The following is a 17,365-nucleotide window of genomic DNA, read 5'->3' as shown; positions in this document are numbered from 1 at the left end:
ATATGTAAACTAAAAGGTGTGTTAGTATTGGGGAAAGCAAAAAATTATTTTAAACAGGTGTTTAAAAAAATAGAAATTCATACAATTAGAACTAAACTGATTATATCCTTCCTATTGATTGGTCTTGTTCCCTTGATTATCTTTGCCCTTTTTTCTTATAAAACCTATTTTGGAGTTATAACTGAAAGAACCAGTGCTTATTCCCAGGAAGTAGTGAGCAGGATGAAAAGGGATATAGACAGTTATTTTAGTGATATAGAGAAATTTTTAACCAGGGAACAGGATTTTTATATTAATCAGTTTATCAAACTTACCCAGATCCATGACTTTGCCAATAACCGCAAATATACCTTTAGAATCTGGGAGGACTTTAATAATTTACGGTATATGAAACCCGGATTGGAGGATATTGCGCTAACCTTTAGTAATGGAAAACGAATTAGTTGTTATGGTCTATACTATATAGATATTGAAGCAATTAATTATGCCCTGGCAGATGGGCTAAAGGAGAGTGGTATTGCGATAACCAGTCCTCATACCAATTTTTCCCGGAAAGATGTAGTATCAATATTAAGGCCTTACTACCCTGATGATGCAGAGGCCAGGGTATTAATTAGTGCTGATATAAATATTGATATGCTTGCCGACATTACAAATGTAAAACTAGGAGAAAAGGGGTATGTTTTTATTGCTGATGGAGATGGCAATATTATTTATCACCCTGACAGGGACCTGATTGGGCAAAAGAGTAGTTTTTATAAATTGAATAAGTCCGGTAAGTACAGTTATATAGCAGATGATAATAAATATATCTTAAATACTGCAAAATCCCTTGTTACTGGTTGGAATATTGTCAGTGTTGCTTATGCCAGTGAGGTTGAAGCTGAATTAAACCAGTTAAAAAAGATTACAATTCTAATTAGTGGGTTAATATTATTTGTAATAATACTGCTAACAATGTATTTATCTTATGCCCTTTCACATCCTATTAGGGAGTTGGAAGAAGTAACCCAGCAGGCAGCCAATAATGACCTCTCTGTTAAGATAGAAACTCAGAGTAAGGATGAGATTGCCCAGTTGGGCAAGAGTTTTAATAAAATGATCAGCAAAATTAAGAAATTGATGGAAGAAAATATTGCTGAACAGAAACTACTGAGGGAACTTGAGATGGAGAGCCTGGATAATCAAATCAAACCCCATTTTATATATAATACTTTGGATTTAATAATCGGTCAGCTTGAAAATAATAATAGTAATAAGGCTACCAGACTTATTGAGGCTTTGGGTAATTTCTTCAGGCTTAGTTTAAGCCACGGCAAAGAAATGGTCAAGATTGTCAGTGAAGTTGAACACGTTAAAAACTACCTTTATATTCAGAAACTTCGCCAAGGAGAAAAATATGAGTATATTATTGATATAAAAGATCTGGAGATTAGAAATAAGTATATTCCAAGATTATTGCTTCAGCCTCTGGTAGAAAATGCTATTTATCACGGCATCTTGAAGTCGGATAAAAAGGGATTAATAATTGTAAAGGGTTATTTGGAAGGTGATACAATATATTTTGAAGTAATAGATAATGGAATGGGTATGGAGGATTCAAAAATTAAAGAGATAAATCAAATATTACAGGGGCTTAAAGAACCCATAAATGAAAAACAATATTTTGGTTTGAGGAATGTTAATCAAAGAATAAAACTAAAATTTGGGGAGGGGTATGGCTTGTTTGTAAGTGGTGAAATAGGTGTTAAAACCCGGATGATTATTAAGTTGCCATACAGACAGCAGGGTGGTTATGATGTTTAAAATTCTTATAATTGAAGATGAAAAACCATTATTAGATAAGATGGTTAATAATATTAACTGGCAGAAACATGGATATCAAATTTTTCAGGCAGTAAATGGTTTAGAGGCATTATCAATCCTACAGGATGAAGATATTGATATTCTGGTAACTGATATCCAGATGCCTGGTTTAAATGGTATCGAATTAGTAAATAAACTCAGGGAAGACTATAGAGATATTAAGGTGTTAATAATTTCTGGTCATGCAGAATTTGAATATGCACAGCAGTTGATCCGTCTGGGAGTAAATGAATACCTTTTAAAACCCTTCCGTTCACAACGTTTATTAGAGGCAGTAAATGAAATCAGGGATGGTATTTCCAGGGAAAATAAAGACAAAGAAGAGTTAGCCAGTTTAAGGGATGAGCTATCAGTCTACTTAAATAAAAATGTCAGGAATGATACATTAAACTGGTTAACTGATGATAAGTTTTTTGAAAATCAATCTATTATCATTAATAATAATCAGCTATATCAACTTATAAAAACCGGTAGTGAAGAAGAGCTACTGAAGGAAGTAGATCATATTTTAAAGCATATAGGAGGGCTTAAGGGTGACCGGCAGGGGTTATTTATTTTGCTAAATAATCTTGTCTTGTTTACATTTCAGGCTCTGAAGGAGTTAGGATATGATTATCAGGATATGATTAAAAAGATTGATAATGTCTATTTAGAGAAGGTTATTAACGGAGATAATCTTTTAGACCTAGAAAAATGGCTTAAGGATTTTTTTCTAGATGTAAATAGTATGGTTACCTGTCCTAAGAACAATCAGAATGAAATATTGATTGAAGAGGTAAAAGAACATATTAAAAAAAATTATCAAGAAGGTATAACCCTGACCGAGCTGTCCCAACACTTTAATGTAAGTAGTGGGTATTTAAGTAAGCTATTTTTAGATTATGTTGGTGAGAATTTTACAGATTATTTAAATATGATCAGGGTTAATAAAGCAAAGGAGTTATTAAAGACAACTGATAAGAAAATCTATCAAATAGCAGATGAAATTGGTTTTAATGATTCATTTTACTTCAGTTCCTGGTTTAAAAGACTTGTAGGTGTTACCCCTACAACATATAGGGATAATCTTGAATTTTTGTAATTTATCACCTTTTACTTTGTTACAGCTTATGTGTAAATCAAGAAGGGGTGTGTGGAATGGCAAAGTTGATAGAAAAAATAAAAAAGCCGCTTTTATTTAAGTGTTTTTATTATGGCCATGGATGAATCGAGAGTGGGTAAGGGGAACTGTCTCTTAATATGAAACAAAATTGTTGAGAAAATACGTAGAGTAAAGTTGTTTTTTGCAGGAGTATTTATAAAGATGAAGAATTATATTGTAAATAATTTATTTGGAGGGGTAAATATGCATAATTTAGTAATCCTTGCTATCTTTTTTGCAGGTTTAGGTATCTTCTTTGCGGGCTTAGGTGTTTTTTTTGTTGGTATTCTCTATATAAAAAAATAAATATGTTAAAGAAAAAACGAGTAGATAGTATAATAAAATCTGAAGTTAGAGGGAAATTTTCATAAAATTTATGTATATAGGAGTACCTAAAAAAATATCAAAGGGTTTAAAAAAATATTAAATTGTAATTATTCAGATAACAGTATATAATTTATCTAGATAATTTTACTTTTTAGGAAGTATAAGTTTATAAAAGAGTGCTCTTATATTCAATCTGTCTTGCTGATAAATATTTTTAAAAATATTTTTAATATTAACTATAAATAGATATAATTGTGGATTATTTCAAGCAATACCCTCAGTTGAAATTAAAATTTAAGTGTTAAAACAAGTGTTAAAATAATATGATATAGATATGGTAGTAAGATTATCAATCTTAAAAGAAAGGAGGCTAGTTTTTAAGAATCAAGCAAAACAGCAAAAAAAATTAATTAAAATAAGAATACTAAGGAGTGTATGATAAAAATGAAAAAAAGTATAACAATTTTAATGATTCTGGCTCTGGTATTAACGATGACAACCGCAGTTTTTGCTGCTAAAGGGAAAATTGGGGTTGCAATGCCCACTCAAAGTCTGCAGCGTTGGAATCAAGATGGTGCTAACATGAAAGCCCAATTGGAAGATGCTGGTTATACTGTTGATCTTCAGTATGCTAACAATAATGTCGCTACTCAGATCTCTCAGCTTGAAAATATGATCTTGGGTGGTGCTGATGTACTCGTTATAGCCTCCATCGATGGTAGTGCTCTGGGTACCGTTCTTGAAACTGCCAAATTAGAAGGAATCCCTGTGATTGCTTATGACCGTCTAATCATGGAAACAGATGCTGTTTCCTATTACGCTACCTTTGACAACTATATGGTTGGAACCATTCAGGGTGAATATCTTGAAGATGCTTTAAATCTGGAAAATCGTTCGGCCGATGATCCTGCTTATATCGAAATCTTCGGTGGTGCTCCTGACGACAACAATGCTCGTTACTTCTTTAACGGTGCTTGGGATGTGATCAAACCTTATGTTAAGAGCGGTGTAGTTGTAGTTCCTTCAGGACAGACTGAGTTTGAACAGATTGCTACCATGAATTGGTCTTCCGCAAATGCCCAGACCCGTATGGACAACCTGATTGCTGCTCATTACTCAGCAGGTCAGGAACTTGATGCAGTTCTCTGCTCTAATGACTCAACAGCTCTGGGTGTTACCAACTCATTGCTAGGTGCAGGATTTGAAAAGGACAATTTCCCTGTTATTACAGGTCAAGATTGTGATATAGCCAACACCAAAAACATCATTGCCGGTTATCAGTCTATGTCCATCTTCAAAGATACCCGTACACTGGCTGCACAGGTTGTTGAAATGGTAAAGGCTATCAGAAATAACGAAGAACCGGAAATCAACAACACCAGTGACTATGATAACGGCACAGGTATTATCCCAACCTATCTATGTGAACCAGTATTTGCTGACATTAACAATTACAAAGAATTGTTAATTGACAGTGGTTATTATACCTCTGAGCAGTTGGGCCTCTAATTATAGAATAACATGCTGTGGCAGATGGGTAATCTCTATCCATCTGCTATTTTTGTAAGGAGGGTATAAAAATGACAAAGACATTACTGGAAATGCGCTCCATTACCAAAGAGTTTCCTGGTGTGAAGGCACTGGATAATGTTAATATTACTGTTCAGGAAGGCGAGATTCACGGTATTGTTGGAGAAAACGGTGCAGGAAAGTCTACCTTGATGAATGTATTGAGTGGAGTTTATCCATATGGTTCATATTCAGGGGACATCTACTATGATGGTAAGGAATGCGGTTTTCAGGGCATCAAGGATTCAGAAAGTCTGGGAATTGTTATTATCCATCAGGAATTAGCTCTTGTTCCCTATTTATCGATTGGAGAAAACATGTTTCTAGGTAACGAACAGCAACAAAATGGTGTCATTGACTGGGATCAGACCTATAAAAAAGCTAAAAAATACATGCGCATGGTAGGTCTAAAGGAAAATCCCCATATGCAGATTAAAGATATAGGTGTCGGTAAACAGCAGTTGGTCGAAATCGCAAAGGCACTAGCCAAGAATGTACGTTTATTAATATTAGATGAACCGACCTCTTCCCTCAATGAACAAGAGGCACAACACATTCTTGACCTAATACTAAAACTACGTCGTGAAGAAGGTATTAGCTCTATTGTTATATCACATAAATTACATGAAATCGCCTATTGTGCCGACAGGATAACGGTTATTCGTGATGGCTGTACTGTTGAGACCCTTGATAATAAGATCGATGATGTGTCAGAAGAAAGAATTATCCGAGGTATGGTAGGCAGAGAGATGACAGAACGTTATCCATCTAGACCTGACAAAATACGTGATGAAGTGGCTTTTGAAGTGAAAAACTGGTCAGTTAGCCATGAACTATATCCAGAACGCAAAGTCGTAGATGATGTATCCTTTAAAGTGCATAAGAGTGAAGTAGTAGGTATTTATGGTTTGATCGGCTCGGGCCGCACAGAATTGGCCATGTCTATTTTCGGTCAGGCCTATGGAACCAATACTTCCGGTACAGTTATAAAAGAAGGAAAAATTCTGGATATGACTTCTGTACCTGAAGCTATTGCACACAATCTGGCCTATGTTACTGAAGATCGTAAAGAGAGTGGTATACTGTTGGGTAGTAGCATCAAACACAACATTACGCTGCCGAGAATGGATTATGTAACTGAACACGGCCGAATTGATAAAGATCTTGAAAGGCAAGTCGCTAATAAATATCGAAAGGATCTAAATATAAAGGCTCCGAACGTTGAGCAATATGTAGCTAATTTATCAGGCGGTAATCAGCAAAAGGTGCTTTTAGGAAAATGGATTTATTCCAAACCTGATGTTCTGATTCTAGATGAACCAACTCGCGGTGTAGATGTGGGAGCAAAATATGAAATTTACGAGATAATAAATGAATTAGCCGAACAAGGAAAAGCAATTGTACTTATATCATCAGAATTAACAGAGATCCTGGGGATGTGTGATCGCATCTATGTAATGAACGAAGGTAAAATAATCGATGAAGTCCTCCAATCGGAGGCGACTCAGGAAGGTATCATGAATTCTATCATACAAGCAAGTAAAGGGGAGGTCGAGTATGAACTGGACTACAATTCGTAATAACCTGAAACAATATATGTTGCTTTTCGTATTATTGGGTATTATTGTACTTTTTCAAGTCTTAACTAATGGCATATTGCTTAAGCCAATGAATGTATCTAACCTTATTTTCCAGAATGCCTATGTGGTCATTTTAGCCAGCGGTATGCTGCTTTGCATACTGACAGGAGGTAATATTGACCTGTCGGTAGGCTCTGTGTGTGCCTTGATAGGTGCTTGTGCAGGCACATTTATCATCTCCTGGGGATGGAATCCTCATCTTTCCATTCTTTTATCCTTACTAATTGGTATCGGTATTGGTGTATGGCAGGGTTTCTGGATTGCTTATGTAAGGATTCCCGCTTTTATAGTAACATTGGCTGGAATGCTTATATTCAGGGGATTAACTCTAATTGTGTTGAATGGCCTGACACTGGCTCCTTTCCCTTCCGAATATCGTGCTTATTCTGCAGGATTTATTCCTGATTTATTTGAAAATATGCACTTGTTTGGTGTGAGGAATAGTACATCATTAATAATAGGTATAATACTCGCGTTAGCTTTTACTGCCTACCAAATATATAGCTATTATTCACGTAAGAATAAAGGATATTCTGTAGAAAGCCCCCTTAATCTGGGATTCAGGCTGGCAATCATTGCAACCGCTATCATATGGTTATTTTATATACTGGCAAATTACCGCGGTGTTCCAATGGTATTTATAATTCTTGGAATCATATTGATCGTTTACAGCTATTTCACTTCTTCCACGGTACCAGGCCGTCATATTTATGCTCTGGGGGGTAATGAAAAGGCTGCACGTTTGTCTGGTGTTAAGACCAGGAAATTACTTTTCCTTGTCTATGTTAATATGGCTTTTCTAGCTTCCATTGCCGGAATTGTGTTTTCTACACGTTTAAATTCTGCATCACCGCAAGCAGGTCAATTATTTGAGTTAGATGCAATTGGCGCCTGTTTTATAGGTGGTGCAAGTGCTACCGGTGGTATAGGTACCATAAGCGGCGCACTGATCGGAGCTATGACTATGGGTATATTAAACAACGGAATGTCCATCATGGGGGTCAGTTCAAATGTACAGCAAGTAGTCAAGGGGCTTGTATTATTGGCTGCCGTTGCCTTTGACGTCATAAGCAAACAGAATATTGGATTTAATTTTCTGTCAAAACTTCGCCGGAAAGGAAATAAGCATCATAACATTGATGAACAAAAGAGTAGTACTAGCTAAGTATATGGATATTTTGCTGGCATTCCAAAAACTAATAAAACTTTGTTGTAATGTTAAATACTACTGCAGTACTGCAGTAGTATTTTTTATGCTAGAAGTATCATTTTATTTAAAATAGATTATCTTTTTGTAAATTATCAGTGGGTTTTAAAACCTGCGTGATACAATAAAACATTTTGCTGGGCTTATCACTAAATATAATTCATCAACATCAATTTTGGCCGCTAGTTTCAGGAATATAGGTCAAGTAACTGATGCCCTGGAATGTGGTGCCCACTCAATAACAATTGCTAGTAGTTTATTGAATAAGGCTTTAAAATTACCAGCTATTCAAAATGCAGTGGATAACTTTACCTGGGACTGGGAAGGTATTTTTGGTAAAGATACCTCCATTATAGATTTAATTTAAAAAATTAGTATTGGAGTAGGTTTGCCAAGGACTTAAGCTATTTTGATTTGATTGAGATATTAATTAAAATAAACTTGGATTATTATTAACAAATAAAGAGAATAAAGCCTTTCTTATTTGGTTTATCATTTTATAGAAACTATAGGGTGGTGAACCATATTTATTTATAAATTTAATTTATATTAGAAATTATAAATAATTATTGACATTATGAATCCCATTCATTATAATATTATATGAATGAGATTCATATAAAGTTATTGCATAATTTATGGGGAGTGGAATTATGCCTAAAAAAATTAAGAATCTAAGGGGAAAGATTATTGACAGTTCTCTAAAGCTTTTTAAGGAAAATTCATATCAAGATGTATGTATGAAGAGTATTGCTGATGAACTTGGGATTGCTGTAGGGACTATTTATAATTATTTTCCTACTAAATGGGATTTATTTTTAAAGATTTTTGAAGAAAACTGGGATATGATATATCATAAACTATCTCATGAAACCAGTAACATAAAAAAAGAATATCTTAAAACATTTTTTACAATTCTATATAAAGAAATGTGTAGAAATAAAGTAATTGTAAAAAAAATATTTAGGTATATCCATGAAAATAATGATTTACATAAAGACAAGAAAAATGCAATAGATAAAATAAGGTTTAATGAAATTATTTTTACTAAAGTATATGATTTATTTTTAATTAATTTTAAACGTGATTATAGTGAGGTTTGTATAGATCTTTATCAAGAGGAATTAAAAAAGTTATTTATTATTATTCAGACCTCTATACCAACTCTCCTTAAATTTTATGCTAAAAATCAAGAAGCAAATATTCAATTTATCCTTGATCTGCTACAGTCATATACTGAAAATAATATATTGTAAACAAATCAAATTAATTTATGGAGGTTTTTAAATGTATAAAGATAAAAAGACCAGAATGATGGCAGAAGAAACAATACCTAAAGTACTAAGCAATATGTCCATACCTGCAATTATTGGTATGTTAGTTACAGCTGTTTATAATTTAGTAGATACGGTATTTGTCGGCAGATTAGGAATATTGTCGATTGGTGCTGTTACTGTAGTTTTTCCTATTTTTATGTTATTATCAGCCTTTGGTATGACCTTTGGTATGGGTTCAGCATCCTATATCTCCAGATTGCTTGGTGAAGATAAGAAAAACATGGCTAATAAAGTGGTTTCTACCTCATTTATTATGACCAGTGTTTTTGGAATATTTCTGGCAGCCCTGGGATACATTTTTTTAGAAGCTATTGTTAAGGTTTTTGGTGCAACTGATACTATATTACCATATGCTATGGAATATGGTAGTATTATTATTCTTGGAACAATATTTACAATAAACAATATGAATTTGAATAGTATGGTCAGGGCCGAGGGGAATGCTAAAATGAGTATGTTTGCTATGGCTATTGGAGCTGGCTTGAATATTATTCTTGATCCTATTTTTATTTTTGCTTTTAACATGGGGGTTGCCGGGGCTGCTCTGGCAACAGTATTAGCCCAAGCTGTATCTACCATAATTTTATTATATTATTATTTCAGTGGGAAGAGTATTTTAGAAATGAATTTAAGCGGTTTTTCTCCTTCCATTAGAATTTTTACTGAAATTATTAAAATGGGTCTCCCAACTCTAATGCGCCAGGTTTTAATAAGTATAGCCATGGCCCTTTTGAATAATACTGCCGGGTATTATAATGATATATATGTAGCGGCTATTGGTATTATAAACAGGGTGTTTTCATTACCCTTAATGGTTGTATTAGGATTTGGACAGGCCTTTCAACCGGTGGCGGGTTTTAATTATGGGGCTATATTGTTTGACCGTTTACTGGAATCTATCCGGATTACGATTAAAAGAACAACAATATTTTGTGTGATAATGACAATTATCTTTATTGTTTTTAGCAGACAGTTAATTAGTATATTTTCTAAGGATACAGCAGTAATTGAAATTGCTGCTGTTGGCTTAAAATACTTTTCAACTATGCTCCCAGTACTTGGTTTAAATGTAACTGCCAGTATGCTTTATCAGGCAATGGGTAAAGCTGTTCCAGCGGGTTTTTTATCATTGTCCAGACAGGGTATCTTTTTTATACCGACTTTAATTATTCTTTCTTGTTTAGTAGGAGTAAAATCTATATTTTTAGCCCAACCCCTGGCTGATTTTTTAACTTTCCTTGCCTCAATGTTTTTATTAATAAGGACGTATAAAAATCTAGAAGAAAAAAGAAAAAATGTCACTAGAGAAGATGTGTCTGCTGAATTAGTGTAAACTTTAAAGATGTGGAGAAAACATATTTAAAAACTAATAAATTATAGACCACTTATTTCTTTAATAATTGAATAGGTGGTTTTTTACATAATTACCTTCCTATAATTATAAAATAAATATAAGTATTTTAGAAGGCGGGTAAAAATTATGGTTAAACAAAATATTTCTCTTTTTCTGGGGGCGGGTGCTTCTGCTGCAGCTGGGATGCCTTCAACTGATGATATAACAAAAAGGATAATGTCAGGAAAGGGAGTAATATATGATCAGGGCTTTAATCAAGACCGGGGTCGTTTTTATATTAGAAAACATAAAAACCCTGATAGCTGTGTTAATAATATAATTAGGTTTTTAAGGATAATAAAAAGAGAAATTACAGTTTTTTTTAATAAGTCAAATATAAGCTATGAGGATCTCTATTATGTAGTAAGACAGATTAAGGATTTTACCAGTGAATATGAAAACCCGATTGTGGTTTTTTTTGTGGAAAAAATAAAACCACTTGTTAAAAAAGAACTTAATTTTGCTAAAAAAGGTTTTTCCTGGACAATAGCCAAACTGGCCAGTTATAGCGTTGCTTACATTGCTGATGTAGTTACAGACCTACTCTCTCATAAACCTGCTAATTTAGATTATCTTTCCTTTATTAAGGAGCTTATTGAGGATGCTAATGTAGGTTCAATTAATATTTTCACCCTAAATCATGATACTGTACTGGAACATTATTTTAGTAAAAACAAGCTGCCATATGTTGATGGTTTTGCTGATGAAAGTGGGATAAGACACTGGCAGCCGGGGTCTTTAATAGGTGATTCTGGGAGACTTAGACTCCTTAAACTACACGGCTCTGTTAACTGGTACAGGTATAAACAGGGTAATAAAGAATTCTATGGTTCCAGGGACTTGGATAATCAGGAGAAAATGACTAATATAGAACAGATTGGGGTTAGACCTCTTATTCTAACCGGTAGGATAAATAAGATATTGGAATACCACCGCAGTATCTATGTTGACGTTCATTATAGTTTTTACCGCCTGCTCCCCAGTGTGGATAGTTTAATTATAGCTGGTTATAGTTTCGGTGATCAAGGGATAAATTCCTGGATTATCAACTGGATGAATGAGACAGCAAAACATAAGATCCTTCTGCTTGGACCAGATACTGTAAATTGTATTAAATATGCCCGCAAAGGAATCAGGGATAACTGGTATCTCTGGGAAAAGCAAAAAAAAGCATACAATATCTCAATACCAGTTGAATCATTTAGCTGGCAGGATTATTCTCAATTGTTGTTTTAATAAGTTAATAAATAAGCGTCTTGCATAATTACATGAAGGAAAACGGCCTTTTTCCTAATCGGTTATACTCAAACCTGCAACCTTAATTTTCTTGTATGGTTCGTTTAAATAGGGAGTGCCCTAGGTGCTCCGTTTTAAGTGGCTTCTTCATGTAATTATGCAAGATAAAGATAATTATGAAAGAAGTTTAAATAATAAAAAAGAAGGATTTTTTTCTTGTTTTAGAGAAAATAATGATATGTAATCAACAGGGGGGAATATATGTGGAAAAATTATCATTAAAAGTTTTACCGAAAAGGTTGGCAGTTTGTAGTGTGGATAAAGATCGGCCAATACCAAAGTGGGTATTAGAAAGCCGTGATTTTTATTCAATAACTAGAACCAGGAATGAATTATCAATAGTATCTGCTGAAGAATCTGTTCCAATTGGGGTAAAGGCAGAAAAGGGTTGGGCGGCAATTGAAGTTGAGGGCCCCCTGGGGTTTGATCTTATCGGGATCGTTTCTTCACTGACTACAGTACTGGCAGAAAATGAGATTAGTGTATTTGTCCTCTCTACCTATAATACAGACTATATCTTAATTAAAGAGGAAAACCTTAAGACTGCAAAGACTGTTTTAAGTAAGTTTTATTTGGTAAGTTAAATAAAACAGCTGTGTTTAACAGGGTATTTGAGGATTTTTAAGGATATAATATAAAAAATGAGGAGAGTGAAGGGGATTGTTAACAGATTTAATTAAAAATGGTTTTGGTCAGAAAGAAGACCTTAATTGTGCTGAGACAATTTTATATGGGGCTAATAAGGCCTATGACCTTGGTTTGTCCAGGGATGCCCTGAAACTGGCTGCTGCTTTTGGTGGGGGTATGGCCATAGAAGATAAATGTGGTGCTTTAACAGCTGCTCTGATGGTAATGGGGAATCTCTTTGTTGAAGAAAGGGCTCATGAGAGCACCAGAATAAAGGAACTTAGTAAGGAGTTTTTTAGTATTTATGAAAGAGAGATGGGCTCTATTGATTGTGCCCCTTTAAAAGAGAGCTACCGTAATGATGAGATTAAGTGCTATAAGGTAATATTGAAATCAGCTGAAATTTTGGATATGATAGTAAAAAGGGAGACAGCTTAAGTGTAAAATATGAGGTGAAGTATATGGAGCAGACAATATTTCAATTTAGGAGTAAGACAGCAAAAGAGACTTTTTTCCTTGGGGAAATAATCGGTCACTTAATAGAAAGAGAGCAGGTGATTCTTTTATCAGGAGACCTGGGTGTAGGCAAGACAGTTTTTGTACAGGGGATTGCCAGTGGAATGGGGATCATTGATGATGTCAGTAGTCCCACTTATACCCTGGTTAATGAATATAGTGGTGAACTTCCTTTGTATCATATGGATTTTTACCGCCTTGAAGATGAGACAGACCTACTGGACCTGGGGTTTGAGGATTACCTGGATAGGAAGGGGATAATTATTATTGAATGGCCGGAGCTGGCCGATGGTTTTTTGTCTCCTGATTATATTTATGTTAAAATAGATAGACTAGCAGATAATGCAAGAGAAATTACCCTTGAAGCAGAGGGTATTAGGAGCAAAAAATTAATTGAAGGGATTAAAAAAAATGTTAGTATTAGGGATTGATACTAGCAGTCCGGTAGCTGCTATTGCTTTAGTAGGAGAATATGGTCTGCTTGCTGAGATAAATATAGAGTTGATACACCGCCATAGTGAACGCCTTATTCCCAATATTGATTATTTATTTAAAGAGACAAATTATTCTATTGATGAACTGACTGGTCTGGCGGTTGGCCTTGGCCCGGGTTCTTTTACCGGGCTGAGAATTGGTTTAAGTACGATTAAGACATTTGCCCAGGTGAAAAAATTACCTGTGAAAGGTTTATCTACCCTTGATATAATGGCCTATGGGGCCCAGGCTTGTGAGGGTATGATTCTTCCCCTACTTGATGCTAGACGTGAACGGGTGTACTGTGCAATGTATGATAGCTGGAATAAGGATATTAAAAAGGTAAAGATATGGGGGGATAGTGCTTTATCTGTTACTGAGCTGATTGAACGTTTAAAGGGAGTTGCTGATTCCAAAAAAATATATGTAATGGGTAATGGTTTTGTACAGTATCAGCAGCTATTTAATAATGCTTCACTGGAACTAATCCCACTATCTTCTGTTTTGAATTATCCTCAGGGGGGATTGGTAGCTGAACTCGGTGCATATTATCTTAAGAAAGGTCTGGATGATGGCTATTTGGCTATCAAACCCAACTATCTTAAAAGGCCTCAGGCGGAAATAAACTGGTATAAAAAAGAATCCAGGTGAATGAAATGTATATAGAGATAGTTTCGATGAAGGAGACACACCTTGATGATGTCTTAAGAATAGAGGATGATTCTTTTCCAGACCCATGGTCACTCAGGTCTTTCCGCAGGGAGATTATGGAAAACCCTTATGCCCATTATTTTGCAGCTTTAAATAGTAGTAAAGTTATTGGCTATATAGGTGGCTGGGTTATTATTGATGAATTACATATAACCAATTTAGCAGTTGACCCCTTATATAGGAGGAAGGGTATAGCCCGAAAACTGTTAAATAGACTTACTGTCAGGGCAAAACAGGAAGGAAGCCTCAGGGTAACACTGGAGGTCAGGGTAAGTAATAGTTCTGCTATAGCCCTCTACCAAAAATATGGCTTTATCCCTGTTGGATGTAGGCCTAAATATTATACTAATGACCATGAAGATGCCCTTATTATGTGGAAGGAGATTATTGATGAAGGAGAATGATGTGTTAATACTGGCAGTAGAATCGTCGTGTGATGAAACTGCTGCAGCAGTTGTGAAAAATGGCCTTGATGTTTTGTCAAATATTGTGGCTTCACAGATTGATTTACACAGGAAATATGGTGGAGTAGTACCTGAGATTGCTTCCCGTAAGCATCTGGAACTTATTAATCCAGTTATTGAAGAGGCTTTGCAGACTGCCAGGGTTACTTATGATCAGATAGATGGAGTAGCGGCTACCTACGGTCCTGGTCTAGTAGGTGGTCTGCTGGTAGGCCTATCAGCTGCTAAAGCACTGGCCTATGTTCTTCATAAGCCATTTATTGGGGTTAATCATATTGCCGGACATATCTATGCCAATTTTATTTCCAACCCGCAGATAGAGCCCCCAGTAGTCTGTTTGACTATTTCTGGTGGTCATACTGACCTTCTTTACTTTAAGGAATTAGGAGATTATCAAATACTTGGACGCAGCAGAGATGATGCCGCTGGTGAGGCCTTTGATAAAATTGCCAGGGTACTGGAGATAGGATACCCGGGCGGCCCGGCTGTTGAAAAGATTAGTAAAGAAGGAGACCCGGTGGCAGTTGATTTTCCGCGTCCTTTTATTAATGAAGACAACTATGATTTTAGTTTCAGTGGTTTAAAAACCGCTGTTATAAATTACATTCATAATCAAAAACAAAAAGGGAAAAAACTGCATATTCCAGATATAGCTGCCAGTTTTCAGCAGGCCGTAATAGATGTCCTGCTTAATAAAGTTATGAAGGCTGTTCAGGAACGGGAGGCAAAGAGTGTTATCCTCTCTGGTGGGGTTGCAGCAAATAAAACCCTGCGTCAGCAGTTGTCTGTGGCTCTTGCTGAGGAAGATTTACCTTTATATACTCCCTCCCTGAAGCTCTGTACAGATAATGCGGCCATGATTGGTGCTGCTGCTTATTATCAGTACCAGAAAGGTGATTTTGCACCATTTAGCCTGGGTGCAGCAGCTAATCTTAGTCTGAAGTAGGTGTTTAAATGAAAGAGTTAAGTGATAGAGAGAGGTATATTTTATTAAAAACAGTCCAAAATGATAACATACTCCCTATAACCTCTGTTTGTAATATGAATTGCAGGTTTTGCAGTCACGGCAATAACCCGACAGGTCTTGAGGTCTACCGTTTTGGTCACCTGGACATCTCCCTGATTAAAGAATTATTAGAGTTCCTTTCCCTTGATGGAACATTAGTAATTGGGGAGTCTGCCAGTAAGATCATAGAGGGAGACCCATTTACACATCCAGCTATACTGGAAATTATTTATTTAATCAGGGACAAATTCCCTGACAAACAGATTAATATAACGACTAATGGGAGTTCTTTAACAGATAGAGTTATTAAATTTTTGAAAGAAAATGAACCTGTCGAGCTTAATATATCATTGAATTGTTCTGACCCTGATGAAAGGGTTTTTTTAATGGGTGATAAAAACCCTGCTATTGTATTTGAGGGGTTAGAATTGTTTAAAAAATATAATATCACTTTTCACGGGAGTATTGTGGCCATGCCCCATCTTATGGGCTGGGAGTATCTTGGGAAAACAATAGACCTTTTAGCCAGCTATCAACCAGCCTCCGTCCGTATTTATCTGCCTGGATATACCAGGTATACAGCTGATAGTTTAAAGTTTGATATTGATAGTATTTACAATTCTTTAATTAGTTTAGTTGATAGACTGGCTGAATATTACGCTTTTCCCCTCTTATTAGAGCCACCCCAAATTGATGATTTTACCTGTCGTATTAAAGGGATTATCCCTGCTTCCCCTGCTGCTGCAGTACCATTAAAGAAAAATGATATTGTCAAGAGAGTGGGAGGTGATGAGGTCAAAAGTAGGGTTGAGGCTTTTGATTTGATCACCAGGCGTAAAGACCCGCTGATAGTAATAAACAGAGATAATAGCCTGGTGCAAATCCCCTTAAAAAAAGAGGCCGGGGAAAAGTCCGGTCTTGTCTTTGATTATGATCTGGATCTAAAAACAATTAATAGTATAGAACGAGTTATCAGAGATTACAGAGGAAAGGACATTCTCTTGCTTACTTCTATACTTGCGGAGGGTTTATTACAAAAAGTAGCTAAGCATATGCAGGGTATTTATTCAAAAACCATCGTAGATGTTATGGCTGTCAGCAATAATTTCTTTGGGGGGTCAATTGCCTGTGCAGGTCTCCTGCTTTGTGATGATATAATTAAGGCTGTTAAGAAGAATAACAAAAAATATGATTTAATAGTAGTTCCAGGTATAATATTTGATATTTTTGGAAATGATTTAATTGGAAAGAATTATAAAATTATAGCCCAGGAATGTGAAACAGAAATAGAGATAATTTAGTAAATAATTAATATTTGTTGAATACATCAGTTAATTAAAGATAATGCACTTTAATGCAATATTAAAGTCATAATTGAGGATTATTAAGGCTTGATTTTAGCTGGATACTTAGTTATTATATTAACTGTGGCTATTAGCACTCGCTTTTGATGAGTGCTAACAATACATATTAAAATCTAAAAGGGGGTATATTGATGGCAATTAAACCTTTAAATGACAGAGTTGTTGTTCAGTATGTCGAAGAGGAGGAAAAGACTAAGAGTGGTATAGTCCTTCCTGATACTGCCAAAGGAGAAAAACCTCAGCAAGGGGAAGTTATTGCTGTTGGTAAAGGCTGTGAAGATTGTGATATTAAGACTGGTGACCAGGTTGTCTTTGATAAATATGCTGGTACCAAAGTAAATATTGATGATGTTGAGTATATAATTATAAAGGTTGACGATGTGTTAGCTGTAATTGAATAATTGTTTAAATTAAATGAGGAGGGATA

At 35.2% G+C, this 17,365-nt stretch carries 18 protein-coding genes; all 18 read left to right on the top strand.

Annotated elements, in window-relative coordinates; translation table 11 throughout:
• The first annotated feature begins 27 nt into the window (after nt 1-27).
• The 18 genes from D7D81_RS18830 (at nt 28) to D7D81_RS18750 (ending at nt 17,339) form a co-directional block, all read left to right on the top strand.
• Nucleotides 28-1,806, top strand: coding sequence for a sensor histidine kinase (locus D7D81_RS18830; RefSeq protein WP_125991620.1), 1,779 nt, complete (start codon nt 28-30; stop codon nt 1,804-1,806).
• Nucleotides 1,796-2,947, top strand: a complete 1,152-nt coding sequence (locus D7D81_RS18825; RefSeq protein WP_125991618.1) for a response regulator transcription factor — start codon at nt 1,796-1,798, stop codon at nt 2,945-2,947. The genes D7D81_RS18830 and D7D81_RS18825 overlap by 11 nt, the downstream gene beginning before the upstream one ends.
• Before the next feature lie 222 nt (nt 2,948-3,169).
• On the top strand, nt 3,170-3,313 hold the full coding sequence (locus D7D81_RS19740) for a hypothetical protein (RefSeq protein ID WP_164522352.1): 144 nt from the start codon (nt 3,170-3,172) through the stop codon (nt 3,311-3,313).
• Between the two features lie 489 nt (nt 3,314-3,802).
• Nucleotides 3,803-4,843 (top strand): multiple monosaccharide ABC transporter substrate-binding protein, encoded by a 1,041-nt coding sequence (gene chvE / locus D7D81_RS18820; RefSeq protein WP_353622137.1) that lies wholly within the window; start codon nt 3,803-3,805, stop codon nt 4,841-4,843.
• A 71-nt stretch (nt 4,844-4,914) separates the two neighbouring features.
• Nucleotides 4,915-6,483, top strand: a complete 1,569-nt coding sequence (locus tag D7D81_RS18815; RefSeq protein ID WP_125991614.1) for an ATP-binding cassette domain-containing protein — start codon at nt 4,915-4,917, stop codon at nt 6,481-6,483.
• A complete protein-coding gene (gene mmsB / locus D7D81_RS18810) occupies nt 6,461-7,708 on the top strand; it encodes a multiple monosaccharide ABC transporter permease (RefSeq protein ID WP_125991612.1) in 1,248 nt (415 codons plus the stop codon). Before D7D81_RS18815 ends, mmsB begins: the two co-directional genes overlap by 23 nt.
• Before the next feature lie 217 nt (nt 7,709-7,925).
• Entirely contained in the window at nt 7,926-8,117 is a 192-nt protein-coding gene (locus D7D81_RS18805) for a beta/alpha barrel domain-containing protein (protein WP_286169952.1), read from the top strand.
• A gap of 286 nt (nt 8,118-8,403) precedes the next feature.
• On the top strand, nt 8,404-9,006 hold the full coding sequence (locus D7D81_RS18800) for a TetR/AcrR family transcriptional regulator (RefSeq protein ID WP_164522351.1): 603 nt from the start codon (nt 8,404-8,406) through the stop codon (nt 9,004-9,006).
• A gap of 31 nt (nt 9,007-9,037) precedes the next feature.
• The gene (locus D7D81_RS18795; RefSeq protein ID WP_125991606.1) at nt 9,038-10,420 is read left to right on the top strand and encodes an MATE family efflux transporter; all 1,383 of its coding nucleotides are present in this window, start codon (nt 9,038-9,040) and stop codon (nt 10,418-10,420) included.
• Nucleotides 10,421-10,567: 147 nt separating this feature from the next.
• On the top strand, nt 10,568-11,716 hold the full coding sequence (locus D7D81_RS18790) for an SIR2 family protein (protein ID WP_125991604.1): 1,149 nt from the start codon (nt 10,568-10,570) through the stop codon (nt 11,714-11,716).
• 263 nt (nt 11,717-11,979) lie between these two features.
• Nucleotides 11,980-12,360 (top strand): ACT domain-containing protein, encoded by a 381-nt coding sequence (locus D7D81_RS18785; RefSeq protein WP_205739290.1) that lies wholly within the window; start codon nt 11,980-11,982, stop codon nt 12,358-12,360.
• Between the two features lie 76 nt (nt 12,361-12,436).
• Nucleotides 12,437-12,841 (top strand): C-GCAxxG-C-C family (seleno)protein, encoded by a 405-nt coding sequence (locus tag D7D81_RS18780; protein WP_125991600.1) that lies wholly within the window; start codon nt 12,437-12,439, stop codon nt 12,839-12,841.
• 23 nt (nt 12,842-12,864) lie between these two features.
• Complete coding sequence (gene tsaE, locus D7D81_RS18775) at nt 12,865-13,350, top strand: tRNA (adenosine(37)-N6)-threonylcarbamoyltransferase complex ATPase subunit type 1 TsaE (RefSeq protein ID WP_125991598.1); 486 nt, start codon at nt 12,865-12,867, stop codon at nt 13,348-13,350.
• Entirely contained in the window at nt 13,313-14,044 is a 732-nt protein-coding gene (gene tsaB / locus D7D81_RS18770) for a tRNA (adenosine(37)-N6)-threonylcarbamoyltransferase complex dimerization subunit type 1 TsaB (protein WP_164522350.1), read from the top strand. Before tsaE ends, tsaB begins: the two co-directional genes overlap by 38 nt.
• A gap of 5 nt (nt 14,045-14,049) precedes the next feature.
• Entirely contained in the window at nt 14,050-14,508 is a 459-nt protein-coding gene (gene rimI, locus D7D81_RS18765) for a ribosomal protein S18-alanine N-acetyltransferase (RefSeq protein WP_125992388.1), read from the top strand.
• The gene (gene tsaD / locus D7D81_RS18760; protein ID WP_125991594.1) at nt 14,495-15,514 is read left to right on the top strand and encodes a tRNA (adenosine(37)-N6)-threonylcarbamoyltransferase complex transferase subunit TsaD; all 1,020 of its coding nucleotides are present in this window, start codon (nt 14,495-14,497) and stop codon (nt 15,512-15,514) included. Before rimI ends, tsaD begins: the two co-directional genes overlap by 14 nt.
• Before the next feature lie 8 nt (nt 15,515-15,522).
• Nucleotides 15,523-16,875, top strand: a complete 1,353-nt coding sequence (locus D7D81_RS18755; RefSeq protein ID WP_125991592.1) for a DUF512 domain-containing protein — start codon at nt 15,523-15,525, stop codon at nt 16,873-16,875.
• Between the two features lie 194 nt (nt 16,876-17,069).
• On the top strand, nt 17,070-17,339 hold the full coding sequence (locus D7D81_RS18750; protein WP_125991590.1) for a co-chaperone GroES: 270 nt from the start codon (nt 17,070-17,072) through the stop codon (nt 17,337-17,339).
• The last annotated feature ends 26 nt before the right edge of the window (nt 17,340-17,365 follow it).

The sequence above is a fragment of the Halocella sp. SP3-1 genome (genome assembly GCF_003953885.1).
GTDB lineage: Bacteria > Bacillota > Halanaerobiia > Halanaerobiales > DTU029 > Iocasia > Iocasia fonsfrigidae.
This window is presented reverse-complemented; position numbering and strand designations above follow the sequence as displayed.

Excerpts from the sequence above, each read along its gene's own strand:
- D7D81_RS18825 (WP_125991618.1), top strand. The coding sequence starts at position 1,796 with ATGATGTTTAAAATTCTTATAATTGAAGATGAAAAACCATTATTAGAT.
- D7D81_RS19740 (WP_164522352.1), top strand. The coding sequence starts at position 3,170 with ATGAAGAATTATATTGTAAATAATTTATTTGGAGGGGTAAATATGCAT.
- chvE (WP_353622137.1), top strand. The coding sequence starts at position 3,803 with ATGATTCTGGCTCTGGTATTAACGATGACAACCGCAGTTTTTGCTGCT.
- D7D81_RS18815 (WP_125991614.1), top strand. The coding sequence starts at position 4,915 with ATGACAAAGACATTACTGGAAATGCGCTCCATTACCAAAGAGTTTCCT.
- mmsB (WP_125991612.1), top strand. The coding sequence starts at position 6,461 with ATGAACTGGACTACAATTCGTAATAACCTGAAACAATATATGTTGCTT.
- D7D81_RS18800 (WP_164522351.1), top strand. The coding sequence starts at position 8,404 with ATGCCTAAAAAAATTAAGAATCTAAGGGGAAAGATTATTGACAGTTCT.
- D7D81_RS18795 (WP_125991606.1), top strand. The coding sequence starts at position 9,038 with ATGTATAAAGATAAAAAGACCAGAATGATGGCAGAAGAAACAATACCT.
- D7D81_RS18790 (WP_125991604.1), top strand. The coding sequence starts at position 10,568 with ATGGTTAAACAAAATATTTCTCTTTTTCTGGGGGCGGGTGCTTCTGCT.
- tsaE (WP_125991598.1), top strand. The coding sequence starts at position 12,865 with ATGGAGCAGACAATATTTCAATTTAGGAGTAAGACAGCAAAAGAGACT.
- rimI (WP_125992388.1), top strand. The coding sequence starts at position 14,050 with ATGTATATAGAGATAGTTTCGATGAAGGAGACACACCTTGATGATGTC.
- tsaD (WP_125991594.1), top strand. The coding sequence starts at position 14,495 with ATGAAGGAGAATGATGTGTTAATACTGGCAGTAGAATCGTCGTGTGAT.
- D7D81_RS18755 (WP_125991592.1), top strand. The coding sequence starts at position 15,523 with ATGAAAGAGTTAAGTGATAGAGAGAGGTATATTTTATTAAAAACAGTC.
- D7D81_RS18750 (WP_125991590.1), top strand. The coding sequence starts at position 17,070 with ATGGCAATTAAACCTTTAAATGACAGAGTTGTTGTTCAGTATGTCGAA.